The 24,241-nt window shown below is 72.7% G+C and carries 21 protein-coding genes and 1 tRNA gene; 12 read left to right on the top strand and 10 right to left on the bottom strand.

Annotated elements, in window-relative coordinates; genetic code table 11:
* Position 1: 1 nt before the first annotated feature.
* The 9 genes from ACE37J_RS14705 to ACE37J_RS14665 all read right to left on the bottom strand — a co-directional run bounded on the left by ACE37J_RS14705 (position 2) and on the right by ACE37J_RS14665 (position 6,699).
* Positions 2–2,218 carry a mechanosensitive ion channel domain-containing protein gene (locus ACE37J_RS14705; RefSeq protein ID WP_409712223.1) on the bottom strand — a complete coding sequence of 739 codons (2,217 nt, stop codon included), beginning with the start codon at positions 2,216–2,218 and terminating at the stop codon, positions 2–4.
* 65 nt (positions 2,219–2,283) lie between these two features.
* The gene (locus ACE37J_RS14700) at positions 2,284–3,093 is read right to left on the bottom strand and encodes an alpha/beta fold hydrolase (protein ID WP_409712221.1); all 810 of its coding nucleotides are present in this window, start codon (positions 3,091–3,093) and stop codon (positions 2,284–2,286) included.
* An 89-nt stretch (positions 3,094–3,182) separates the two neighbouring features.
* Entirely contained in the window at positions 3,183–3,755 is a 573-nt protein-coding gene (locus ACE37J_RS14695; RefSeq protein WP_409712219.1) for a cob(I)yrinic acid a,c-diamide adenosyltransferase, read from the bottom strand.
* 1 nt (position 3,756) lies between these two features.
* The gene (locus ACE37J_RS14690; protein ID WP_409712217.1) at positions 3,757–3,957 is read right to left on the bottom strand and encodes a twin transmembrane helix small protein; all 201 of its coding nucleotides are present in this window, start codon (positions 3,955–3,957) and stop codon (positions 3,757–3,759) included.
* A gap of 52 nt (positions 3,958–4,009) precedes the next feature.
* Positions 4,010–4,086 (bottom strand) — tRNA-Pro (locus tag ACE37J_RS14685).
* 45 nt (positions 4,087–4,131) lie between these two features.
* Entirely contained in the window at positions 4,132–4,668 is a 537-nt protein-coding gene (locus tag ACE37J_RS14680) for a hypothetical protein (RefSeq protein WP_409712215.1), read from the bottom strand.
* Positions 4,653–5,669, bottom strand: a complete 1,017-nt coding sequence (locus ACE37J_RS14675) for a glycosyl transferase family protein (RefSeq protein ID WP_409712213.1) — start codon at positions 5,667–5,669, stop codon at positions 4,653–4,655. Before ACE37J_RS14675 ends, ACE37J_RS14680 begins: the two co-directional genes overlap by 16 nt.
* Positions 5,666–6,004 carry a DUF192 domain-containing protein gene (locus tag ACE37J_RS14670; RefSeq protein ID WP_409712417.1) on the bottom strand — a complete coding sequence of 113 codons (339 nt, stop codon included), beginning with the start codon at positions 6,002–6,004 and terminating at the stop codon, positions 5,666–5,668. The genes ACE37J_RS14675 and ACE37J_RS14670 overlap by 4 nt, the downstream gene beginning before the upstream one ends.
* A gap of 137 nt (positions 6,005–6,141) precedes the next feature.
* A complete protein-coding gene (locus ACE37J_RS14665) occupies positions 6,142–6,699 on the bottom strand; it encodes a cold-shock protein (RefSeq protein ID WP_409712211.1) in 558 nt (185 codons plus the stop codon).
* Between the two features lie 191 nt (positions 6,700–6,890).
* On the opposite strand from ACE37J_RS14665, the gene ACE37J_RS14660 reads away from it, so the two are divergent.
* From ACE37J_RS14660 to ACE37J_RS14630, 7 genes are all read left to right on the top strand, one after another.
* Positions 6,891–7,676, top strand: coding sequence for a hypothetical protein (locus tag ACE37J_RS14660; RefSeq protein ID WP_409712209.1), 786 nt, complete (start codon positions 6,891–6,893; stop codon positions 7,674–7,676).
* A 69-nt stretch (positions 7,677–7,745) separates the two neighbouring features.
* Positions 7,746–9,554: an aminopeptidase P family protein gene (locus ACE37J_RS14655; RefSeq protein ID WP_409712207.1), complete on the top strand. Its 1,809-nt coding sequence runs from the start codon at positions 7,746–7,748 to the stop codon at positions 9,552–9,554.
* Positions 9,555–9,634: 80 nt separating this feature from the next.
* Positions 9,635–10,780, top strand: a complete 1,146-nt coding sequence (locus ACE37J_RS14650; protein WP_409712205.1) for a D-alanyl-alanine synthetase — start codon at positions 9,635–9,637, stop codon at positions 10,778–10,780.
* Positions 10,777–13,029: an MFS transporter gene (locus tag ACE37J_RS14645; RefSeq protein WP_409712203.1), complete on the top strand. Its 2,253-nt coding sequence runs from the start codon at positions 10,777–10,779 to the stop codon at positions 13,027–13,029. Before ACE37J_RS14650 ends, ACE37J_RS14645 begins: the two co-directional genes overlap by 4 nt.
* A complete protein-coding gene (locus ACE37J_RS14640) occupies positions 13,026–14,198 on the top strand; it encodes an ABC transporter substrate binding protein (RefSeq protein ID WP_409712202.1) in 1,173 nt (390 codons plus the stop codon). The genes ACE37J_RS14645 and ACE37J_RS14640 overlap by 4 nt, the downstream gene beginning before the upstream one ends.
* Before the next feature lie 91 nt (positions 14,199–14,289).
* Positions 14,290–14,802, top strand: a complete 513-nt coding sequence (locus ACE37J_RS14635) for a twin-arginine translocation pathway signal (protein WP_409712200.1) — start codon at positions 14,290–14,292, stop codon at positions 14,800–14,802.
* A 4-nt stretch (positions 14,803–14,806) separates the two neighbouring features.
* Positions 14,807–15,412 carry a ferric reductase-like transmembrane domain-containing protein gene (locus ACE37J_RS14630; RefSeq protein WP_409712198.1) on the top strand — a complete coding sequence of 202 codons (606 nt, stop codon included), beginning with the start codon at positions 14,807–14,809 and terminating at the stop codon, positions 15,410–15,412.
* A 3-nt stretch (positions 15,413–15,415) separates the two neighbouring features.
* Here ACE37J_RS14630 and ACE37J_RS14625 read toward each other — a convergent pair whose 3' ends face one another.
* Complete coding sequence (locus ACE37J_RS14625; RefSeq protein WP_409712196.1) at positions 15,416–17,581, bottom strand: adenylate/guanylate cyclase domain-containing protein; 2,166 nt, start codon at positions 17,579–17,581, stop codon at positions 15,416–15,418.
* A gap of 211 nt (positions 17,582–17,792) precedes the next feature.
* On the opposite strand from ACE37J_RS14625, the gene ACE37J_RS14620 reads away from it, so the two are divergent.
* From ACE37J_RS14620 to ACE37J_RS14600, 5 genes are read left to right on the top strand one after another with little or no spacing between them, the layout of a single operon-like run.
* A complete protein-coding gene (locus tag ACE37J_RS14620; protein ID WP_409712194.1) occupies positions 17,793–18,644 on the top strand; it encodes an FAD binding domain-containing protein in 852 nt (283 codons plus the stop codon).
* Entirely contained in the window at positions 18,641–21,385 is a 2,745-nt protein-coding gene (locus ACE37J_RS14615) for a molybdopterin-dependent oxidoreductase (RefSeq protein WP_409712192.1), read from the top strand. Before ACE37J_RS14620 ends, ACE37J_RS14615 begins: the two co-directional genes overlap by 4 nt.
* On the top strand, positions 21,382–22,824 hold the full coding sequence (locus tag ACE37J_RS14610) for a 6-hydroxynicotinate reductase (protein WP_409712190.1): 1,443 nt from the start codon (positions 21,382–21,384) through the stop codon (positions 22,822–22,824). The genes ACE37J_RS14615 and ACE37J_RS14610 overlap by 4 nt, the downstream gene beginning before the upstream one ends.
* A complete protein-coding gene (locus ACE37J_RS14605) occupies positions 22,821–23,660 on the top strand; it encodes a UPF0280 family protein (protein ID WP_409712188.1) in 840 nt (279 codons plus the stop codon). The genes ACE37J_RS14610 and ACE37J_RS14605 overlap by 4 nt, the downstream gene beginning before the upstream one ends.
* On the top strand, positions 23,653–24,228 hold the full coding sequence (locus ACE37J_RS14600) for an amino acid synthesis family protein (RefSeq protein ID WP_409712186.1): 576 nt from the start codon (positions 23,653–23,655) through the stop codon (positions 24,226–24,228). Before ACE37J_RS14605 ends, ACE37J_RS14600 begins: the two co-directional genes overlap by 8 nt.
* The last annotated feature ends 13 nt before the right edge of the window (positions 24,229–24,241 follow it).

Genomic DNA, 24,241 nt, shown 5'->3' with positions numbered 1-24,241 from the left:
ATCATCGGCTCTCCCCGCCCTCGGGAGAGTCGGGAACGTCAAGCTCGCGCACGGGCGCCGAAGGGCGTTCGGCAGCCGGCGGCGCAGCGGCCGCGGGCGGCTCGGTCGCGATGTGAAGCGGCGGCGCCTCCCCGCGCTTGTCCACGCCGAAATAGATCGTCTGGTGCGGGAAGGGGATCTCGATCCCCCGCTCGTCGAAGATGCGCTTGCAGATCTCGTTGTAGGCGCGGCCCGTCCCCCATTGCGTCCCTGGCGCGCACTTGATCCGCGCGCGGAGCACCACGGCGCTGTCCGCCAGCGCCTGGAGGCCGAACCACTGGAGCGGCGCGAGGATGTTCGGCGCGTGCTCCGGGTCCTGCTTCAGCGCTTCGAAGGCGTCATGCATGGCCTGCTTCGCCTCAGAGACGTCCTCCCGATAGGCGATGCCCATGTCTGCGACGAAGAAGGCGAACTCCTTCGTGAAATTCGAGACCATGTCGACCGAGGAGAAGGGGATGATGTGGAAACAGCCCTCCACGTCCCTCAGGCTCACCGAGCGGATGGTCAGCTTCTCCACCACGCCGGTGGTTCCGTTGAGGGAGACGACGTCGCCCACGTTCATCGCGTTCTCGAACTGGATGAAGACGCCGGTGATGATGTCCTGCACCATCTTTTGCGCGCCGAAGCCGATGGCGAGGCCGAAGACGCCGGCGGAGGCGATCAGCGGCGCGATATTCACCCCGATTTCGGAGAGGATGAACATCGCCGCGAAGACGACGATGATGATGGTCGCGGCGTTCTTGAGGAGGGAGAGCAGCGTCTCCTCCCGCGAGGTCGGGCGGGCCCCGTATTCCGGGTTCAGCCGGTAGTCGATCCATGAGGCGAGCGCGACCCAGAGTGCGAAGGTCAGGGTCAGGATCAGGACGACCGAGACCAGCGCCGAAGTCAGCCGGGCGCCGCTCGCGCCCGAAAGCCAGCCGCCGAAATCGAAGAGCCCGGCCGTATCGAGCGCAAAACCTGCCACGACGATCACGATCAACGCCCGCGCGAGAGACAGGGCCTTCGGGACGAAAAGGTTGAGCCTTTGCTCGAGGAGCGGCAGGCGATGGCGCATACGCTCCGGCAGGTGCACGCCGCGAGCGATGGAGCGCGAGAGCAACGCGGCCGCGACAGCTCCGGCGACGATGGCCGCCAGCACCTCGGCGGAAGCCGCGAGTACCGGCCAGATCACGCCGTCCGGCCGCGCCGCGATCACGACGAAGAGCCCGAAGAGCCAAACGAGCGCCGGAAGATGCCAGTTCGCCGCGACAAGGCGGGCGAGCCCGCCCCGCTCCCCCTCATGCTCGCGCTCCAGCAGCCAGGCGGCGACGGGCCGCCGCCCCTTCAGCACGAGCCGGACAGCGAGAAGGATGGCCACCAGCGCGAGAAGCGTCGAGACTGCCGCCCCCCCGGCGGCGGAGATCTGCCGCGCGGCGACGGGCGCGATCAGGAGCTGGCCGTAGCCGATGATCGAGGCGATGAGCCCGAGTTGCCACGCCAGTATCTCGGCCCCGGAATCCGGAATGCGGAGCAGGCGCAGCTCCGGAGCGGAGGGCGAAAGAATGGCGCGGAGGCCGACCCGGACGAGCCCGATGAGAAGAAAGGCGTTGAGATAGAGCGCCTGCCGCACGCCGACCTCACCCGCCGAACCGATCAGCCCGAAGGCCGCGGCGTAGCCCGCGCCCCAGGCGATGCCGACGATCGCCGCGTCGATCAGGACGGAGACCACAACGAGCGCGACGAGGCGCAGAACGCCGCCTGACGCCGCCTCCGCCCCGATCCGGCGGAAGCGCGGCTTCGCCAGCGTCCGCAGCGCGTAATAGATCGCCACGGTCACGACGATCACGAGGGCGAGATCGGTGAGCGCCTGGATCAACTCCTCGATTTCATCGAGGCCGAGGGCGCGAAAGGCTTCGGGAATGCGGACGATCTCGGCCCAGAGGCCGGTCGCCGAACCGGCGGCCTGCTCGACCGCGCCCTTGGACAGCTCCGCGAGGCGACGCCCTATGGGAACGGGCTCCGCCTCCGGCGCGGCTTCCGCCGCCGCCTGCTCCAGCCGCTCGATCAGCGCGGCGCGGGCGGCGTCATCCTTCAGGATCTCGGCGAGGGCGGCGGAAGGGTCCGCGTTCGTCTGCGAGAGGGCCGGGACCGCGATGAGAACCAGAAGGGGAAACACAAGCGCGCGAAGCAGGGTGAACATCCATTATCCTTTCCCGCGGCGGGCGGCCCGCCGCGTCGATTGTCACGGGAGCCGGCGCCGCGCGCTCAGTCCTCGATGTCGCGCCCGAAACCGATCAGCCGCTCCGCAAGGCGTTCGGGCCGCTCCAGCGGCACGAGATGGCCGCAATCCTCCCATTCCTCGCGCCGGAGGTCGGGCAGGAGGGCGGAAAGCTCGTCGATCACCTCCGGGTCGCGGAAGACCCTGTCATGCCAGCCGGTGATTGAAAGAACAGGCAGTTCGAGGCTCGCCCAATCGAACTTCCAGTCCGTGTTCGGCGAATTGCGCATCAGGTTCATGTGGCCGTGCGCCGGGTCGAGCGGCTCGTATCCGCCCTTCAGGAAGTTGGGGCGCGCCGCCGCGAGATATTCGGGGTTCACGATCAGCGGGAAGGTCGCGTCCATGAACATCCGCACCCCGCCCTCGGCGACGACGATGGGCAGGGCCTCGTTCATCCAGGCGATCCTCGGCCCGATCTTCCGCAAGGTGTTGAGAAGAACGAGCCCGGCCGCGTCCAGCCCCGCCCTCCGCGCCTGCGACGCGAAGAGCCCGCCGATCGAAAGGCCGACGAGGATCGGCCGCTGCGGCCGCAGCGCCTCGTTCAGCCGCAGGATGTCCCCCACGATCAGGGCGTTCGTGAGTTCGAGCCCGGGCGAGAAGTCGCTCCCCGCCTGTCCGCGGAAATTGTAGCTGAGCGTGCCGAAGCCGGCCGCGCGCAGGGCCGGGCCGATCTTCGCCTCCCAATGGTCGGTCGAACCGGTCAGTGCATTGACGAAGAAGAAGGTCGGCGCGCCCTCGCGCGACGGCGGCTCGTGAAGATAGAAAAGACTGTCCTGAGGACCGATCTCGAGTTTCATTGGCGTTTCCCCTCGGCTTTTCGGATTTCGCAGCCGAAGGCTACACCCCGTTCCGCCTCGGCGCCACGATGCACTAGGCGGTTGGGCGCTCAGCGGTTGGCGCCGGGAACCCAGAGCACGTCCCGCGCGCCGTCGTCATTGGCGGCGCGGGAGGCGACGAAGAACCAGTCCGACAGGCGGTTCAGATATTTCAGCGCCGCAGGGTTAACGGGCTCGGCCGCGGAAAGTTCCGTCGTCAGCCGCTCGGCCCGACGGCAGACCGTCCGACACAGGTGAAGATGCGCGGCGAGCGCGGAGCCGCCCGGCAGGACGAAGGAACGGAGCGGCGGGATGCGCTCGTTCATCGCGTCAATCTCCCGCTCCAGACGCTCGACCTGGGCCTCGGTCATGCGGAGGCGCGGATACTCCGCTGTCGCGTCCGATTCCATGTCCGGCACGCAGAGATCGGCGCCGAGGTCGAAAAGGTCATTCTGGATCCGGCCCAGCGCGTCGTCCATCGCCCCGGCGGCGTGGAGCCGGGCGAGGCCGATGCAGGCGTTGGTCTCGTCCGTCGTTCCGTAGGCGGAGACGCGGAGCGCATGTTTCGGCACGCGCGCCCCGTCGCCAAGCGCGGTGTCGCCGCCATCGCCGGTGCGTGTGTAGATGCGGTTGAGAACGACCATCTCAGCCTCCCTGCCGAGCGAGCACCGCTGCGAGGATCAGCACGACCGCGATCGCCTGCGTGACGATGCGAAGCCGCATGATCTTGTTGGCGTACTTCTTGTTGAACTCCCCGCCCTTGGCGAAGGAGAACACCCCGACCGCGAGAACGGCGAGGACGATGAGGCAGGCGGCGATAGCCGCATAGAAGAGCGTGGTGGCCATGCCCGCTACGTAGCGCGAAGCGCGGCGCATGGCCAGCGCGAGGGAAAGGGAATGGTCGGAGCGAGAGGATTCGAACCTCCGGCCCTCTGCTCCCAAAGCAGATGCGCTACCAGGCTGCGCTACGCTCCGACGACGCTTCAATACCCGGTTCGCGCGCCGCGGGAAAGCCTGCGATCAGAGCCGGGCGAGCCAGGCGGCGAAGAGCGCGGCGCCCTTCGCCTTGTTCGCCGCCCAGTCCGCCGCCGCGCCCTCGTCCGCCGCGTCGGTGACGTATTTCAGGCAGCGGAAGGGCACGGAGGCGCGGAGCGCGGCCTTCGCCAGCGCATAGGCCTCCATGTCCACGAGGTCGCAGGCAAGCTCCGGCCGCGCAGCGGCGAAATTGTCCCCCGTGCCGACGACGGGCCCCTGCGCCCAGCGCAGCAGAGCCGGCTCCGCATCCCCGAACGTCTCGCCGAGGGCGAGGCCGAGGGGGCGGATGTCCATGTCCCTCTGCGCCGCCGCGCCGGCCTCGATCAGCCCGGAGAGGCCGGGGGTCACCGCCCCGGCCGTGCCGTAGTTCACGGCGAGGGGCGGGCGCGAAGCGGCGAAGGCGGCGGCGGCGGCGAGGGCAGCGTTCACCTTGCCGACGCCGGTATAGATCACGCGGTGGCTAGGAACTGCCGAGGCCGGCAATTCGTCCTCCAGCGCCACGAAGATCAGAGCGCCCTGCATCGTTCCTCCCATAACCGTTCCGCCATGCGCTCGGCCTCCGCCAGCGTTCCCGCCCCGGCGACATGGAGCGCCGCGCCTGCAGTGGCGAGGACGACGGCGCGCGCGAACCCGTCCTCCGCCGCGCCGGACCAGAGCGCGGCGAGCGCCGCGGGGCTCGGCGCCGCGCCCTCCTCCCGCATCCTGCGCGGCGCGATCTCCTCCGTCGCCGGCGCCTCGTGCGCGAAATCGCCCTCCGGCCGGAAGCCGAAGAGCGAGACCGCCTTGCCCGGATGCCTCTCGAACTCCCCGCCCCCGCCCTTCAGCACGCCGACCGCCTTCTGCCCGAGTAGCCGCGCCGCGTCCGCCTGGAGCGCGCGGTAGGGCGGATGGAACACGCCCTGCACGCTGGCCGGGGCTCCCGTGGGATTGAGCGCGCGGAGCGCCGTGTTGACCGGCGAGCGGAGGCCGAGCACCTCCCTGAGCCGCAGGAGGCGCAAGGCCTCCCCGTCCAGCGCAGCCAACGGGACATAGGCGATCCCCTCCCCGGCCAGCGCGGCGCGCGTCGCCTCCGGGCTCTCGGCGACGGGAACGCCGAGCGCCTCGGCCCCGAGGCGGGTCGTCACCGGATGGTCGAGATGGGAGTTCCAGCCATGCAGAATCACAGGCCGGCCCGAAGCCGCGACCAGCCGCGCCGCGAGAAGGAAGAGCGGCAGGCCGCGCGTGCGCCCCGCGGCGTAGGAGGGCCAGTCCACCGCCGCGCCGATGCCCGCCCAGGCCGCGAGCCGCGCGCGGAGCGCCTCGACGAAGCCCGCAATCTCCTCCGCGCTCTCGCCGCGATAGCGCATCAGCATCAGAAGCGCGCCCGTCGCCTCCGGCGCAGCCTCGCCGGCGAGAATGGCGGCGAACGCTTCCCGCGCCTCCTCCCGCGTCAGGCCGCGCCCGCGGGAAGGGCCGCGCCCCATCGCGCGAACCTGCGCCGCGATGGCGTTCCCGGCCATGCGCCCCGCTTCCGCCGGGCTCATTCGCAGGCCCAGACCGGATCCAGGATCGCCGGATGGCGGACGGCGGCGCCGCGCCTTAGCCCCTGCGCCGCCGCCTCCCCCGCATTGACCTCGAGCGCCACCTGCGCTGCGCAGCCGGAGGGGATCGCCTCCTCGGAAAAGGGCGTCGTGTTCTCCGCAATCCCGCAGATCACGCCGCGCCTGCTTATGAAGACGATGTCGAGCGGCAGCGGCGTGTTCTTCATCCAGAAGGCCATGGGCTGCGCCTCGGGATAGACGAAGATCATCCCGGCGTCCCTCGGCATCTCCTCCCGGAACATCAGGCCGCGCGCCCGCTCCTCCGGGTCGTCGGCGATCTCGACGCTGTAGCTGACGGATCCCGTGTCGGTCCGGATGTCGATCCGGTCGGCCGCGCAGGGCTCATCTCCCGCCGCCCCCGAAGCCGCAAGGGCGAGCAGGCCGGCGGCGCCGGCGACGAGCCGACCGGCGCCGATCAGTCGCCCTCCGCAATCACGAGCGGCATCGAGTCCCAGGCGCAGACCTCGGAGGCCATGCGCCCGCGCGGCCCGTCCGCCACGCGAACGGCGATCGCCTCGCCGGGCGCGAGATCGGGAAGCCCCGCGGCGCGGACCAGCTCCATATGGACGAAGACGTCGGCCTCGTCCCCGAAGATGTTGGCGAAGCCGAAGCCTTTCGCCCGGTCGAACCACTTGATCCGCGCGGCGCACCAGCCGGAGGCGTTGGTGAGCTCGGCGAGCACTTCGGTCGGCTTGGCGGGTTTCGGCGGCTCCGGCGCCGTTACCGCCGCCACGGCCGCCGTCGCCGGCTGCTCCACCTCAAGGACGATATGCGCCTGTCGCCCGCGGTCGCCGCGGAAGGCGGTTAGGCGGATGCGCGCGCCGTCCGCCACGGACGCGAGGTTCGAGCGGCGGAGGCAGTTGGCGTGCAACAGCACGTCGCCGCCGCCGTCATCGGTCGCGACGAAGCCGTAGCCTTTTCCGGCGTCGTACCACTTTACGCGGCCCAGCACCTCCTCGGCGTCGCTCGTCATCGTCTCGCTCAAACCTTCACCCCACCGGACGCAAATCCGAAAACCCGCAAAATCTTGGTGTATCGAAACACCTGCGGCTTCCTCTGGCCAAATAATCCCCTCGCCGTAAGGTGGCGTCAATAGCCGATACGGGCGGAAAGGGTGAGCGGACCGAAATGATTCGCGTCATGATTGCAAGCGGGTGCGCCGCGATGCTGACAGCCTGCGCCGCGCCGGGCACCGGGGTTGGCGGCCTGAGCGGGCCGTCGCCGGCCGACCTCGCACGGCTCGCCGCGCCGGAAGCGCCGCCGGCCTACGAGGCGAAGACGGCTGCGGAGGCGCGGCTCGCAGGCTCGAGGGCGGCGGAGGCGGCGCAGCGGATCGGGGCGGAGTCAGGCCCGCGGCGGGTCGAGGTCGCGGCGGCGCCTTGGATCCGCGCCTCGCCCGAGGGCGCGGCCTTCCTCGCCTCCGCCTACCCGCGCGCGCTGGCGCGCGGCGCCCCGCCCGCCTCCTGCCCCGCCGCCGCCGCCTCGCCGCCCGCGCCCGACGCCGCTTCGGCGGCGGAGGCCGCGCTGACGGCCTGCCTCGCCCAGCTTGAACGGCGCGGGGCGGAGCCGGATTGCGGCTGCCGCGTCGTCGCGGCGGATGGCGCGCTGCTCGCCCCCCTCGAAAGCTTCGCCTTCGCGCCCGCCGTCTCCGCCTTCCTGATCGGCCCCGAAGGCGCGCGCCGCCTCGTCGCGGAAGCGCTGAAGCCGATCGGTCGGGCGGAGATCGTGAGCTTCCGCGATCTCACAGGGGAGAAGGCGCGCGCCGCCCTCATCGACGAATCGGCGGAATTCGCCTTTCTCGACAAGCCGGAAGCGCGCTGGCGCGGCGCGCGGGAGCCCTTCGGCTGGCGCCGCGGGCGGCTCGCCGAGCGGCTGAGCCTGACCGGACCTGCAGGCGAGCGGCTGACGCTTCTGATCGGGGTGGAGGCGCGGGACGTCATATCCGATTGAGCCGGGCCTTGCGGAACGGCGCCGCGCCGGTCCACCGTGACCGGAAGTCAGGCAGGCGGAGCGAGACCCATGTTCCAGACATTCGAAGCCCCGGTCGCAGCGGCGGACCGGAGCGCGCGGCTCGCGCGTCTCCGCGCGGAACTGGCGCGGCGCGGGCTGGACGGATTCCTCGTCCCCCGCGCCGACGCGCATCAGGGCGAATACGTCCCGCCTTCCGACGCGCGGCTCGCCTGGCTCACCGGCTTCACCGGCTCGGCGGGCGTCGCCGCCGTGCTGGCGGACAAGGCCGCCCTCTTCGTCGACGGGCGCTACACGCTCCAGGCCGCGTCACAGGCGGACGGCGCGCTCTGGTCGCTCCAGCCGCTCCATGAGGCGCCGGTCGGCGCGTGGATCGCCGGCGCGGCGAAGACGGGCGCGAAGATCGGCTTCGACCCCTGGCTGCACGGCGCCGCGGAGGTGGAGGCGCTGAAGACCCGGCTGTCCGCCGCCGGAATGGAGGCGGCGCCGGCCGAAGGCAACCCGCTCGACGAGGTATGGGACGACCGGCCGGCGCCGCCCGCCGCGCCCATCCGCCCCTATCCGGACGCTCTGGCCGGGCGGAGCGCGGCGGAGAAGCGGGAGAGCGTCGCAGCCGCGATCCGGGCGGCGGGGGCCGACGCCGCGGCGCTCACCCTGCCCGACAGCGTCGCCTGGCTGCTCAACATCCGCGGGGACGACCTGCCGCGCCTCCCCGCCCCGCTCGTCTTCGCGCTGATCGACGCGGCGGGCGCCGTGACGCTCTTCCTCAGGCCGGGGCAGGAGGCGGAGGGACTGCGCGCCCATCTCGGCAAAGGCGTCGTCATCCGCCCGCGCGAAGACTTCGAGGCGGCGGTCGGCGGCTTCGGCGGCAAGGCGCTTTTGTTGGACGGGCAGAGCGCCCCCTTCGCCCTCTTCCGCGCGGCGGAGGCGGGCGGGGCCCGGATCGTGAAGGGGGACGATCCCTGCCGCCTGCCGAAGGCGATCAAGACGGAGGCGGAGGCGGCGGGCGCCCGCGAGGCGCATCTGCGGGACGGAGCCGCCATGGCCCGCTTCCTCTGCTGGCTGGACCGGGAGGCGCCCGGCGGCGGCCTCACCGAGATCGCCATCGCGAAGCGGCTGGAGGCGGAGCGGCGGGCGACGAACGCGCTGATGGACATCAGCTTCGACAGCATCGTGGGCTCCGGCCCCAACGGGGCCATCGTCCACTACCGGGTCACCGAGGCGACGGACCGGCGGCTCTCGCCGGGCGAGCTGATGCTGGTCGATTCCGGCGGGCAATATCTCGACGGGACGACGGACATCACCCGCACCGTCACGGTCGGCTTCCCGCCCGAGGGCGCCGTGCGAGCCTTCACGCTCGTCCTGAAGGCGATGATCGCCGTGACGCTGGCGCGCTTCCCCGAGGGAACGACGGGGCGGGATATCGACACGCTGGCCCGCGCCCCGCTCTGGCGCGCCGGGCTCGACTACGACCACGGCACCGGCCACGGCGTCGGCGCCTATCTCGGCGTCCACGAGGGGCCGCAGAGCCTCTCGCGGCGGGGAGCGGTCCCGCTGAAGGCGGGCATGCTCTGCTCCAACGAACCCGGCTATTACCGCACAGGGGCCTTCGGCATCCGGATCGAGAATCTGGTGCTGGTAGAGGCCCCAAACATCCCCGAAGACGGCGAGCGCCCGATGCTCGGCTTCGAGACGCTGACGCTATGCCCCATCGACCGCCGCCTGATCGACCCGGCGCTGCTGGACCGGGCGGAGCGAGATTGGCTGAACGCCTACCATGCGCGGGTGGAGGCGGCGCTGGCGCCGCTGCTGGGCGAGGCGGAGCGGGTCTGGCTCGGGAAGGCCTGCGCGGCGCTGTGACCTTCCGGCCTTGCCATCCCTCAACCCTTTGTTAGCCTGCCGCAGCGCAAAAAGCGCCTTGGGCCGCAGGAGTAACCGCATTGGGCGCCATCGACCCCTTCGACCGGCTCGTCGCCGGGCTCGACGGGCTCCGGGAGGGGCTGCGCGTCGCCGTCGTCTATAACGGAGACAAGGAGGCGCAGGGCGCGGTGATCCACAAGGGGCGCAACCCGCGCTCCGAGAAATCATACAAGCCCGTGGCGAAGGACATCAGGAACGGCCTCCGCGCCGCCGGCTTCCGCCATGTCATGCTCCTGCCGGACGATCTGACCCTGCCCGAACGGCTGCGGGAGGAGCGGATTGACCTCGCCTGGCTCAACACGGCCGGGATGCAGGGCTATGACGCCATCGCCCACGCCCCCGCGGTGATGGAGCTCGCCGGCATACCTTATGTCGGCCATCGCCCGCTCCTCGCGCTCACGCTCGATTCTAAGCAGGTCTTCAAGCGGGAGGCGCAGGCGCTCGGCCTCCCCACCCCGCCCTTCCTCGTCTGGGACGGCGTGCGCGGGCGGCTCGATCTGGACGACCCCGCCTTCCGCCGCGCCTTCGACGGGTGGGAGGGCGGCTTCGTCGTGAAGCCGGTGATCGGCCGCGCCTCCCTCAACGTCCACCATGTCGCCGCGCGTCAGGACGTGCCCGGCGTGGTGGACGCCGTCTATCGCGAGACGCTGAACCAGGTGCTGGTCGAGGCCTTCATGAGGGGGGCGGAATATTGCGTCGCCGTTTCCGGCCCCGTCGTCGTGCGCGGCGGGCGCCCGGAGCGCGGATCGGAGCCCTTCGCGTTCTCTGCGGTCGAACGGCGGCTCGCGCCGGGCGAGGCGATCTTCACCTCGATGGACCTGAAGCCGATCGACGGCGGCCGCGCCCGCGCGCTGGAGCCGGGCGACCCGGCGCGCACGCCGCTCCTCGCCCTTGCGCGTCGCGTGCACGAAGACCTCCAGATCCGCTGCCTCGTGCGGCTCGACGTGCGGGCGGACGCGGCGGGAAGGCTCCATATCCTCGAGGCGAATCCGAAGCCGGACCTGAAGCGCCCCGATGAACGCGGGACGAGCCTCGTCTGCCTCGGGCTGGGGGCGGAGGGGATGGACTACGAGGATCTCCTGCTCTCGCTGCTCCTCGACCGGCTCGATCACTACGTCCGCAACCGGCCGAGCGTCGTCGCCCATCTCGAAAGGCTGCTCGAATGAGGCGAGGCGGCGGGCTCGGCGCCGCCACGGCGGCAGGGCTTACGGCGCTCTTCTCCCTCGCCCTGCTCGTCTATGTCAGCTGGGGGGAGGCGAAGCGGGGCTGGCCGCGGTTCGCGGAGGACAAGGCCGCGGCAGAGGCGGAAGTGCTCGCCGCCGCGCTCGGTCCCCACCTCGCCGCGGGGCTGCCGCTCACCGCCTTCCCGGGCTTCACGCAGATCGCAGCGCCGATCCGCGCCGCCGATCCGGCGCTGGCGGGGATCGTGCTGCGCGGGCCGGAGGGCCGGGCGCTCTTCGCCGCGGGCGAGGAAGGCGAAGCGGCGCGGCCGCCGCCCGGCGCCCGCGAGACGCGGCTGACGGAGACTCGGCTCCTCGTGACCCTCCCGCTCGCCGGCCGCTTCGGCGCGGCGGGCGCGCTTGAATTCAGGCTCGACCGGGAGGCGCTCGCCGCGCGCGCCTCACGGCCCCTGCCCGCGCTGGCGGCGCTTGCCGGGGGGCTCGCCTTCGCCGTGTTCCTCTTCGCGCTCCGGGAAGGGCGACGACGAAGGCTCTTCGTCGCCTTCGCCGCCGCCTTCGTCGTCGCGGCGACGGCGGTTACGGGCAGCCTCGCCGCGCTCTACGCCGAGGGGGCGGAGGCGCGCGCCAAGGCGATCTCGGAATCGCTGGCCGGGCGGGTCGGCCCGCTTTTCGCCTACGGGCTCGACCTCCGGGACGTGAGCGGGCTTGACGCGCTCCTCGGCGAATACGCCCGCGCCAACGAGGATGTCGCCGCGGTCGGCCTCGTCGTCGGCGGCGTTGTCGCCGCCCATGGCGAGCCGGAGGCCGTCGGCCGGCCCTGGCGGGCGCCGGCCGGCGCGCTGGAATACCGGGCCCCGCTTCCGGCGGGGGCGGAGATCGCGGTGGCGCTGCCGGCCGCCGTCGTCTGGCGCGCGGTCGCACGGAGCGTCCGCAACTTCGCCGCCCTTCTGATCGCCTCGGGCCTTGTGGCGGCGACTGCGTTCGGCTTCATCCGGCGTGGCGGGGAGGAGGACGGCGGCCCCGATCCGCGGCTCGCCGCGCTGCGCCCGGTCTTCTTCCTCGCGGTCTTCGCTGATTTCCTGACTGCGGGCTTTCTGCCGCAGCTGGCCGAGCGATGGGCGGCGGAGGCGGGGGCGAGCGGCGGCGCCTCCCTTGTCTTCAGCGCCTATTTCGGCGCCTTCCTCCTCGCGCTCCTGCCGGCGACGGCGCTCTCCGCGCGGCTCGGGGCGCGGCGCGTCACCCTTCTTGGCGCGCTGCTGGTGGCGCTCGCGAGCGCGATCCCCGCCCTCTCGCCCGGCTTCGCGCCGCTTCTCGGCGCGCGGGCGCTGGCCGGCGCCGGGCAGGGACTGCTCCTGATCGGGGTGCAGGCGGCGCTTCTTGCGGCGCCGGCGGGCGGGCGCACGCGCGCGGCGGCGGTCATCGTGCTCGGCTTCAACGGGGGAATGATCGCCGGCGCGGCGATCGGCTCCCTCCTCGTCGCCGATCTCGGCGCCGACGGCGTCTTCATCATCGCCGCCGCCGCGGCGCTCCTCGTCGCCGCTCTGGCGCGCGCGCTCCCGCATCCGGAGGCGGCGCAGCAGGAGGCAAGGGGGGGCGGCGGGCCACGGCTCGCCGACCTGCCGCGCGCCTTCGGCTCCGCCGGCTTTCTCGGGGCCCTCCTTCTTGTGGGCGCGCCGGCGAAGGCTGCGCTGACCGGCATCATCGTCTTCGCGGCCCCGCTCCATCTCTCGGCGCGCGGCTGGGCGGCGGAGGAGATCGGGCAGATCCTGATGCTCTACGCCGTCGGCGTCCTCCTCGCCACCGGGCCCGCCGCGCGCTGGGCGGACCGGACGGGGCGCGCCGGCTTCCTGCTCTTCCTTGGCGGCGCCGGCGCGGCGGCCGGGATCGCGGCGATCGGCGCGCCCGCGATGGTGGAGACGAGCCCCGCGGCGGCGACTGCGCTGGCGCTCGCCGGGGTGTTCCTGACCGGGCTCGCGCATGGCTGCGTCAACGCCCCCGTGATCGCTTTCGTGGCCGAGAGCGGCGCAGCGGCGCGGCTCGGCGCGCCGACGGCGACCGCGCTCTACCGGATCGCGGAGCGCGCCGGGCATGTCGCCGGCCCCGGCCTCGCGGCGGCGGCGTTGGCGGCGGCGGGGGGCGGCGGCGGGTTCCTCTGGATCGCCGGGGCCATTCTCGGCCTCACCTGCCTCTTCGGCCTTGTGGCGGCGTTCGCAGTCCGGAAGGCCGGGACATGAAGGCCGCGGCCCTCCTCTTTACGCTCGCGCTCGCGCTCGCCGGCGCGCGGGCGGAGGCCTTCGACAGGATCGGAGACTGGTTCAAGATCGCCCCGGAGGCCGCCGCGCGCTGGGAGGCGGACCTGCCGGACCCGGCGGACGAGATGCGCGTGCGGATGCGCCTCAAGGGCGCGCCCGAGCCCACCCGCCGCATCTATGTCGTCTATCCGCGGAAATCCTCCGCCTACGACATCGCCATGACCACGCTGCTAGAAGCCTTCGCATCGCGCGCGGACCCGCCCGAAATCATCGCCGTGAACTTCGAGAAGGACCCGGCGCAGGGCGAGGCCATCCTCCGGGAGGCCGCCGAGGAAGGCGCCGCGCTCGCCTTCGCCATGGGATCGGAAACCGTCGAATGGCTGGCGGCCAGGCCCGCTGCGCCCCCCGTTCCCGTCGTCACGATCTGCGCGAAGGATCCGGTGCCGCTCGGCCAGATCGGCGGCTACCGGGAGGGGAGCGGCCGCAACATCGCCTTCACCTCCCTCAATCTTCTCGTGGACGTGCAGGTCGAACATCTTAAGCTGCTGAAGCCCGCCCTGAAGGGCGTCGCGATCCTGACGGACGAGAGCAACGTCAGCGCCGTAGAGACGCAGGCCCGGCCCATCGCCGCCGCGCTCCGCGAAATCGGGGTCGAGACGGCGGATGTCGTGGTCGCAGGCGCGGAGACGGCCCGGTCCGATCTCGAACGGCTGCTGCCGGCGGCGCTGGAGCGGCTTCGCGCCGCCGATCCGGAACTCGATGACAGCCTGATCTGGATCACAGGCGCAACCGCCGTCTTCGCCGAGATCGGGACGATCAACAGGCTCTCCGGCTCCGTTCCCGTGCTCTCCGTCGCCCCGGAAGTGGTGCAGGCGGGGGAGGAGAGCGCGGCGCTCTCCATCGGCGTCAGCTTCGAGTCGAACGCCCGCCTCGCCGCCGCCTACGCCTTCAAGGTCCTCTCGGGCGAGGCTGCGGCGGGCGACCTGCCGGTGGGCGTCGTCTCGCCGCCCGACATCGCGATCAACTTTCTCCATGCGCGGCGGATCGGCCTTTCCATCCCCTTCCCGCTCTTCGAGGCGGCGAGCGCGATCTATGGCCCGGAAGGGGCGCCGGCGCGGCTGAACGGGCGGAGCCTCCCGCCCGGCGGCTGAGGCGGCGCGACCGGCGGACGCGCTTTATCGCGCTTCGTAAGCGCCTATCTCTGCCGGAAGACAGAATCCGACAGGAAGAGGAGACCGCAGGATGACGCGCATTCCGTTCACCCGCCGCGACATGCTTCTCGCCGGCTCCGGCCTCGCGGGCGCCGCGCTGATCGCAGGAGGCTCCGGCCTCATCGCCCCGCTTCGCGCAGGGGGCCTGGAGCCGACGCCGACCATGCGGGGCGGCGCGAACAATTACCGCGCCGGCGCGCCGCTCGTCGAGCGGATCGGCGGCGGCGGGTTCCTGATGACCGGAACCGTGCGCCGCGCGGGGGACGGCGCGCCGCTCGAAGGCGTCCGCATCCAGATCTGGGCGCACACCACCGAAGGCCACGAGCGCGACCCGGAAAGCCACGGCGCGACGCTGACCGACGCGAACGGCGAGTTCCGCATGGACATGCCGCAGATCGTGCCGGCCTTCGGGCAGCCGCACGGGCACCTCGCCTATGACGCGGAACACGGCCGGGGCGGATTCGAGACGGTGTTCCTTCGCCCGATCATGGCCAGCGCGCGGGAGACGACGCTCAGCGCGCATTTCGTGCTGAAGCCCGTCTGACCGGATGCCCCGGCTCCGCGCGGCGCTCATCTGGGCGGCGGTCGCCGCGGCCGCGCTCGTTCCGCTCGCCCTCGCGGCGACGAGCCCGCTCCTCGCCTGGCGGGAGCCGGTCTACATCGCCGCCGGTTTCGCGGGCGTGGCGGCGCTCGCCCTCCTCCTCTTCCAGCCGCTGCTGGCGAGGGGATACCTGCCGGGGCTCCCGGCGCCGCGCGGGCGGTCTCTGCATCGCTGGGTCGGAGCGGGGATCGTGGCGGCCGTCGTCGCGCATGTCGGCGGCCTCTGGCTTACGAGCCCGCCGGACGTGATCGACGCGCTCCTCCTCCGCTCGCCCACGCCCTTCTCACTCTGGGGCGTCATCGCGATGTGGGCGGTGATCGCCACGGCGCTTCTAGCGCTTTTCCGCAGGAAGCTGCGGCCAGCCCTCTGGCGGCTCGCCCATCTTGCGCTCGCCGCGGTGATCGTGGCGGGCGCGGCGGCGCATGCCCTGCTGATCGAGGGGACGATGGAGACGGTCTCGAAAGTCGCTCTCTCGGCGTTCGTGCTGGCGGTTGCGGCGAAGGCCATCGTCGATCTTCGTCCCTGGGTCGCGCTGACCCGCCGGAAGACCTGACCCTCAGGCGTCCCGCTTCGGGGCCGCGGCGGGATCGACGGCGCGGGGCCGCGGCGGGGCGGCGGCGATTTCCGCCTCGATGCGCTCTAGATGCCGGCGCGAGGGCCCGTCCTCCGCGTCCTTCGCCGCGACGGCCTCGCGGAACGCCTCCGCCGCCTCGCCGAAACGCCGCTCCGACAGGAGCGCGAAGCCCGCCTCGTAGCGCTCCGCCCATTCGAAGCCGGGCGCCACGCGGCCGTTCTCGTCCCGCGCGGCGAGCAGCTCGTAGAGCGTCGTCGGCTCATCCTTGCCCTTCACCTTCGCCACGTCCACCCGGCGGGCGAACATGTCGTATTTCACCAGTTCCCAGCACTCGCCGGAGATGAGGATGCGCGTGCTGTACGTCCGGTTCATGCCTTCGAGGCGGGCGGCGAGGTTCACCGGGTCGCCGATCACCGTATAATTCAGCCGCTCTTCCGAGCCGAAATTGCCGACGACGACGCGCCCCGTCGTCACCCCGATGCGGAGCCGCGGGGCGGGGAGGCCCTTCGCCGTCCATTCCTTCCGGAGCCGGTCCATCTCCGCCTGGCAGTCCAGCGCGGCGAGGCAGGCGTGGAGCGGATGATCCTCGTCATAGGCGGGGGCGCCCCAGAAGGCCATCACGCCGTCGCCCATGAACTTGTCGATCGTTCCCTTCCGACCCTCGATCGCCCGGCTCATCGCGCCGAAATAATCGGCCAGCAGCGGCGCGACGCGGTGGCCAAGCCGCTCGGAGATCGTGGTGAAGCCTTCGAGGTCCATGAACATCACGGTCATCGTACGCCGCTGCCCGCCGAGCTCGGCCACCACGTCACGGTCATGCAGGGCGCGGACGAGATCCATAGGGATGTAGCGGCGGAAGGAGCCGAGGCCGCGCGCCATGCGCCCCACAGCATCGGAAAGCGCCGCGACCTCCACCACCGCGCTGTCCACCGGTCGCACGGCGTCGAGATCGAAGCGGGCCACCTTTTCCGTCTCCGCCACCAGCGCATCCAGCGGGCGGACGAGAAGCGAGCGCGAGATGAAGAGCGCGGAGAGGCCCACTAGCGCGAGCAGCGCGCCGACGATGAGCGCGAGCCGCGCCTGGTTCGCCTTGATCACGCCCATGAAGTCCGCCTCGGGGATCACGGTGCCGACGATCCATCCCTCCCGGGCCGCGGGCGCGAGGGAGAGGAAATGCCGCTCCCCGGCCAGATCCTCCGCGACGATCTGCACCGGCTCCGCCACCGTGGCGAGGCTGAGCCCGCCGGCGGCGAGCCCCTGCGCGGCGAGGGCGAGCAACGGATGATTGCTTTCCTTGAGCGGCCGAAGCTCCGGCTCAGACCCGTCCGCCGAGAGGCGCGTTACCTCCGAAGGCTCGCCGAAGGCGACGAGCCGCCCCTGCCGGTCCGCGAGGAAGGCGCCGCCCGAGCGGAGCGAGGGCAGCCCGGCGAGATAGCGGGAGATGCGCTCGAGCTCGATCGCGATGGAGACGACGCCCATCCGCTCGCCCGTCGCCGCGCGTTCCGCCGTCACGGCGGTGTTGAGGCCGGGGCGGCGTGAGGCGCTGAAGACATAGATGTCCGTCCAGACATGGCGGCCGGGCGCGGCGACCGCCGCCTTGAACCATTCGCGGGAGCGGGAGTCGTAATCGTTCACCTCCCGCTTCGTCACAGTCCGGCTGACGCGCACGCCGTCGTCCACAAAGTAGACCTCGACCCGCTCCGCCTCTCCGCGCTCCGCGTTCCACCGGCTTTCCGCGATGCGGAGATTGACCTCGTCGCGCCGCTGGGCGCCGAAGAAATCGCCGTTCGGCGCGCCGAAGCTGACCCAGGAGAAATGCTGATGCGCCTTCAGCACGGCGAAGAACAGCGCGTCACGCTTCGCCTTGTCCTCGATCTGGAACACCTCCGCCTCGATCGCGCCGCGGAGCGATTCCTGAGCGGATTCCGCGCTCTCGAACAGCGTCGCCAGCTCCCGGTTCACGCCCGAGACGATTTCGGCGTTGAGCTGGCGGGACATGTCGGCGACATTTTCGCGGCTGATGAAGAACCACGGGAGATGCACCGCGGCCGAGGTCATCGCCACGGCGCCGACCATGACGAGCACCACGCTCACCCGGAGCGAGATGCGCCAGCGGCGCTTCGACGTCGAGATCGGCTCCTCAGGCAAGGGCGCCTCCGGGCGATTATAGATCGGATGCATGGGCTTGCACCGCTTTCTTCATACTAGCCGAAATCTCCTCCCGCCTCAATTGACGGATCGCACATCATCATAGCCGCTTAATCCTTACCAGGATGCGACGACGGAAGCCCTGGCGCGAAGCGGATTGACAGCCGGGCCGCGCCGCTCCGATCATCAGGCCAGCCTGAGGGACAGACCGATGACCTACGCCGCCCCCGCCACGCTGGAGGACGCGCTCTCGCTGATGCGCGAGGGGGCGGGCCCCGCCATCGCCGGAGGCACCGACCTCTACCCTGCGCTCGGCGAGCGCCCGGCCCCGGCCCGGCTGCTCGATCTCACGGGGATCGCCGCGCTGCGCGGGGTCGCTGAGGGGCCGGAAGGCTGGCGCATCGGCGCGCTGACGACCTGGGCGGAGATCGCGGCGCACCCGTTCCCGCCGGCCTTCGACGGGCTCCGCGCGGCGGCGCGGATGGTCGGCTCCGTCCAGATCCAGAATGCGGGGACCATCGGCGGCAATCTCTGCACCGCCTCGCCCGCGGCGGACGGGGTTCCGCCTCTGCTCACCCTCGACGCGGAAGTGGAAATCGCCGGGGCGGAAGGATCGCGCCGTCTGCCTCTCTCCGAATTCCTGACCGGGCCGCGGCGCACCGCGCTCAGGCCCGGCGAGCTCCTCGTCGCCCTCCATATCCCGCCGCCGCCGAAGGGCGCGGCGGGCGCCTTCGTGAAGCTCGGCGCGCGGGCGCATCTCGTCATCTCCATCGCCATGGCGGCGGCGCTCGTCGCCCCCGGCGCGGGCGGTCGGATCGGCGCGGCGCGCGTCGCGGTCGGCGCCTGCTCGCCGGTCGCCGCGCGGCTGACCGGGCTGGAGGCGGCGCTGGCCGGGGCGGAGCCGGGCGCGCTCCATAACCCGGCGCTCGCCGCGCCGCATCTCGGCCCGCTCGCGCCGATCGACGACGTGCGGGCGGATGCAGGCTACCGCCGCGCCGCGGCGGCGGAGATCGCGCGGCGCGCGCTCCGCGAGGCGGCGGCGGGCGCGGGGCTCCTGCCTTGAACCGCGCCGCCCCCGCCCCGCTCGCCTTCCGTCTCAACGGCGCGCCCGTCGCGGCGGAGCCCCGCGCGGGCGAGCGGCTCTCGGAGACGTTGCGGAGCCGGCTCGGCGCGCTCGAGGTCAAGGTCGGCTGCGATGCGGGCGATTGCGGCGCCTGCACCGTGCTGATCGACGGCGCGCCGGTCTGCGCCTGCCTCACGCCGGCGCGGCGGGCGGAAGGGCGCTCGGTCGAGACGGTAGCCGCCCTGCGGGAGAGTGCGGAGGGCCGCGCCCTCGCCGCCGCGTTCGAGGCGCGGGGCGCCGCGCAATGCGGGATCTGCACGCCCGGCATGATGGTCTCCGCCGCCGCCCTGCTCCGCGTCGAGGGGCCGAAGGGGGAGGCGGAGATCGAGCGGGCGCTGGCCGGCGTCCTCTGCCGCTGCACCGGCTACCGCAAGATCGTCGCCGCGGTGGCGGACGCCGCCGCGGGGCGCATCGCGCCCGCGCCCGTGGAGGGCGGCGTCGGCGCGGGCGTGATCCGGCGCGACGGGGCGGAGAAGGTCGCGGGCCTCACCCGGTTCGGGGACGATCTCGCGCCGCCCGGCGCGCTCGTTCTTCGCATCATCCGCTCTCCCCATCCCCGCGCCGCCTTCGCCTTCGGCGACCTCGAAGCATGGGCGGCGGCGCGGCCGTGGGTCGCCTGCGTGCTGAGCGCGGCGGACGTGCCGGGGGAAAACCGCTTCGGCGTCATCCCCGCCTTCGCGGACCAGCCCGTCTTCGCCGTCTCGGAGGCCCGCTTTCGCGGCGAGGCCGTGGCGGCCGTCGCGGGCGAGGCGGAGGCGATGGCGCGGTTCGACCCGGAGGATTTCCCCGTCTCCTGGGCGCCCCTGCCCGCCGTGGAGAGCCCGGCGGCGGCCCGCGCGCCGGGCGCGGCGGCGCTGCATGAGGGGCGGCCCGGCAACCAGATGTGCCGCGGCTTCGTCGCCCGGGGCGACGCCGAGGCGGCCTTGGCCCGCGCCGCGCATGTCGTCGAGGGCCGGCTGGAGACGAGCTTCGTCGAGCACGCCTATATCGAGCCCGAGGCCGGCTTCGCGGAGATGAAAGAGGAGCGGCTGGAGGTGTCCGCCTGCACGCAGGCGCCGGGGATGGACCGGGAGGCGCTGGCGCTCATCCTCGGCTGGCCCGAAAGCCGCATCCGCATCCGGCCCACCGCCGTCGGCGGCGGGTTCGGCGCGAAGCTCGATCTCTCCGTGCAGCCCTATCTCGCTCTCGCCGCGATCCGCACCGGCCGGCCTGTCCGCATCGTCTGGAGCCGGAGCGAGTCGATGCGGGCGAGCACGAAGCGCCATCCCGCCGCCATGCGGGTGCGGATCGGGGCGGATGCGGACGGGCGGCTCTGCGGCCTCGCCTTCGAGGGCGAGTTCGACACCGGGGCCTACGCCTCCTGGGGGCCGACCGTGGCGAACCGGGTGCCCGTCCACGCCTCCGGCCCCTATCTCGTGCGGGATTATCGCGCGGAGGCGCAGGCGATCCACTCCAACAACCCGCCTTCCGGCGCCTTCCGCGGCTTCGGCGTGCCGCAGGCCGCGGCGGCGGCGGAGCCGCTGATGGACGAGCTGGCCTTGAGGCTCGGGCTCGACCCGCTCGAATTCCGCCTCCTCAACGCGCTCCGCGACGGGGAGCCGACGGTGACGGGGCAGGTCTTCGCCCATGGCGTCGGCATCGCCGCCTGCCTCGAAGCGCTGCGCGCGCCATGGAAGGCGCGGCGGGCGGCGGCGGAGGCTTTCAACGCGGAGGCCAAGGGCCCGCTCCGCCGCGGCGTCGGGCTCGCCGTGGGCTGGTATGGCTGCGGCAACACCTCCCTCCCCAATCCCTCCACCATCCGCGCCGGGGTCACGCCGGAAGGGCGGATCGTGCTGCATCAGGGCGCGATGGATATCGGCCAGGGGGCGGACACCGTGATCCCCCAGATCTTCGCCGAGGCGCTCGGCGCCCCCCTCTCCGCCATCGAGATCGTGGGCGCGGACACCGACCTGACGCCCGACGCCGGCAAGACCTCCGCCTCCCGCCAGACCTTCGTGACGGGGAACGCCGCGCGCCTCGCCGGCCTCGCGCTCCGCGCCCGCCTTCTCGCGCTGGTCAACGCGGGGGAGGGCGCGCGGATCGGCTCCGGGCCGGAGGGATTGACCGTGACGGAGGCGGGCGTGAAGCACCGCCCCTCCCTCTCCGCCCTCCCGCCCGACGATCTCGGCTACGCGATCCGGGTGGAGGAGACCTATGACCCGCCGACGAAGCCGCTTGACGCTTCGGGCCAGGGCGAGCCCTACGCCCAGTTCGGCTACGCCGCGCACATCGCGGAAGTGGAGGTCGATCTCGCGCTCGGAACCGTCCGCCCTCTCGGCTTCGTCGCGGCGCATGACGTGGGGCGGGCGATCAACCCGCTGCTGATCGAGGGGCAGGTCGAGGGCGGCATCGCGCAGGGGCTCGGAATGGCGCTGATGGAGGAATACATTCCGGGGCGGACGGAGAACCTGCACGATTATCTCATCCCCACCATCGGCGACATGCCGCCGGTAGAGACGGTCATCGTCGAGGCGGGGGACATGCACGGGCCCTTCGGCGCCAAGGGCCTCGGCGAACACGCCCTGATCCCGACCGCGCCCGCGATCCTCAACGCCATCGCTCATGCGACGGGCGTCAGGCCTTCCAAGCTGCCGGCGACCCCGGCGCGGCTCTTCGCGGCGCTCCGGAAGGACGGCGCATGAGCGACGCGCCCGAGGTCGCCAAGATCCGCTGCGACGCCTGCCCGGTGCTCTGCTACATCGCGGAGGGCCGCGCCGGGGCCTGCGACCGCTACGCCAACCACGGCGGCGAACTCGTCCGCCTCGATCCGCTCACCGCCATCGAGGCGGGCGCGCCCGCCGTGCCCTTCCTCGGCGAAGCCTGGGACGGCGGCATCGTCCGCGGCCGGCCCTTCCTCACCGCAATCGGCGCCGGAACCACCTATCCCGACTACAAGCCCGCGCCCTTCATCGTCTCCGAAGAGGTGGAGGGGGTGGACATGGTGACGGTCGTCACCGAGGGCATCTTCTCCTATTGCGGCGTGAAGCTGAAGATCGACACCGACCGCCATATCGGGGAGGAGCGCGCAATCGTCCGCGCGGAGGGCGAGCCGGTCGGCCATGTCACAACCTCCGAATACGGCTCCCGCATGCTCTCCCTCGGCGGGGTCGAGCATCTGACCGGGGGCGGCAAGGCGGAGGGGCGCGTGACCTGCGCCACGCTCCTCGCCCTCTGCAACCGGGAGGCGGTGGAGCTTTCCGTCGAGGGCGGGGCGACGATGGTCGTGCAGGCCGGGCGCGCGCCGCTGATCGACGGGAAGGAGGAGCGGCTGATGCGCGTCGGCTGCGGCTCCGCCGCCATCGGCATGTTCGCGAAGCAATGGGCGCCCCATGCCGACGAGGTGATCGTGGTGGACGACCACATCACAGGCGTCCTCTCCGAACATCAGGCCGGGCGGATGCTCGGGCTGGAGCCGACGGGCATCCGCGTGAAGGGCCGCCGCTCCACCCCCGGCCGCTATTTCCAGGTCGCCGAGCCCGGCGCCGGCTGGGGCGGGACGGACGTGACCGACCCGCGCGCGATCCTCCGCCCCTCCGACCCGAAGAAGGCGCGGCCGGGCATGACGCTCTTCATGGTCTCGACCACGGGGGAGGACGCCGCCTTCTTCCGCCTGAACGAGGCGCTGGAGCCGGTGGAGGAGGATCTGCCGCCCGCCCTCCTCGCCTCGGCGGAGCGGGTGCGGGAGAATTGCGAGCCCGCGCTGACCTCGGTCCTCTTCATGGCCGGCGCCGGCGGCTCGCTCCGCTCGGGCGTGACGGAGAACCCGGTCGGGCTCACGCGCGCCGTGCGCGGGATGCTCTCCAACGTCACCATCGGCGGCGCGCCGGCCTATCTCTGGCCCGGCGGCGGCATCACCGTGATGGCGGACGTGACGGAGACGCCCGCCAACGCCTTCGGCTATGTGCCGACGCCGGCGCTCGTCGCGCCCATCGAGTTCACGCTCCGCCTCTCGGATTATCTCGCCCTTGGCGGCCACGCCGATGAGGTGCGCCCGCTCGCGGAGGTGATCGGCGGGGCGCGGCGGGAGGCGTCGGCGGCGCCGGACCCGCGGGCTTCGCGCAATTTCCGGTGGGGCCGGTGAGGGAGAGGCCCGTCTCCGCCCCGCTCCCCGGCGGGCGGCTCTCGCTCAGGCACGGGCCCATCGACCTCGTGATCGGGGCGGAGGGGCCGGGCCGCGCCGCCGCGCTCGAAGCCGCTGAGGCGCGCTTCGCCACGATCCTCGAAGAGCTTTGCGCGGAGCTGCCGCTCCTCCGCCGCCCGGTTGCGGAGCGGCCCGAGGGCGAGACGGCGCGGCTGATGTGGGCGGCCACAAGGCCCCATGCAGACCGCGCCTTCGTCACCCCGATGGCGGCGGTGGCGGGCGCCGTGGCGGAGACGGTGCTGGCCGCCATGCGCCGCGCCGGGCCGCTCGCCCGCGCGCATGTCAACAATGGCGGCGACATCGCGCTGCATCTTTCGCCGCGGGAGACGTTCGACGCCGCGATTCGCGCGCCGGACGGGCGGGAGATCGGCCGCTTCCGTCTCTCTGCCGGCGGCGGGATCGGCGGCGTCGCCACGTCGGGCCGCGGCGGAAGGAGCTTCAGCCTCGGGATCGCGGAGAGCGTCACCGTGCTGGCGGAGACAGCCGCGGCGGCGGATGCGGCGGCGACGCTGATCGGCAACGCCATCGACCTGCCCGGCCATCCCGCCATAACCCGCGCCCCGGCGCGGAGCCTCGCGCCGGACAGCGACCTCGGCGAGCGGCCCGTGGTCACCGGCCTCGGCCCGCTCTCTCCCGCGGAATCCCGCTGCGCGCTCGCCGCCGGGCTCGCCGAAGCGCGGCGGATGCGGGCCGCCGGCCTGATCCGCGGCGCCGTCCTCGCCCTCGGCGGCGAGACCCTCATGCTCGACCCCGAGGAGCGCCTCGCCCATGCCTGACCCCGAAATCCGCAAGACGCTGACGCTGGTGGAGGAGACCTTCGCGGAACCTTTCCGCCCCCTGCCCCGCCCGATCCGCCGCGCCGTCGCGCTCGCCGTCGTCGCGAACCCGTTCGCCGGGCGCTATGTCGAGGATCTCTCGGAGCTGATCGAAACGGGCGCGCTGCTGGGCGACAGGCTCGGCCGCCTCGCCCTCGCCGCGCTCGGCTGCGCGCCCGAGGCGGTGGAAGGCTACGGCAAGGCGGCTCTCGTCGGCGAGGACGGGGAGATGGAGCACGCCGCCGCGCTCCTACACCCGAAACTCGGCGCGCCGCTCCGCGCCCTGATCGGCGGCGGCGCGGCGCTCATCCCCTCGGCCAAGGGGCGGGGCGGGCCGGGCCGGAGCTTCGACGTGCCTCTCGGCCACCGGCATGACGCATGGTCCCGCGCGCATTTCGACGCGATCACGGTTTCCCTGCCGGACGCGCCGCGGGCGGGGGAGATCGTCGTCGCGGTCGCGCTGACGGATGGCGGCCGCCCCCTGCCCCGCGTCGGCGGCGGCCCGCCGAAGCCGCCGCCCGCGGGCTGAATCCGGGCGCGGG

The organism is Pikeienuella sp. (assembly GCF_046290545.1).
Classification (GTDB): Bacteria; Pseudomonadota; Alphaproteobacteria; order Rhodobacterales; family Rhodobacteraceae; genus Pikeienuella.
Note: the sequence above shows the minus strand (reverse complement) of the source record. Positions and strands in the feature narration are given on the sequence as shown.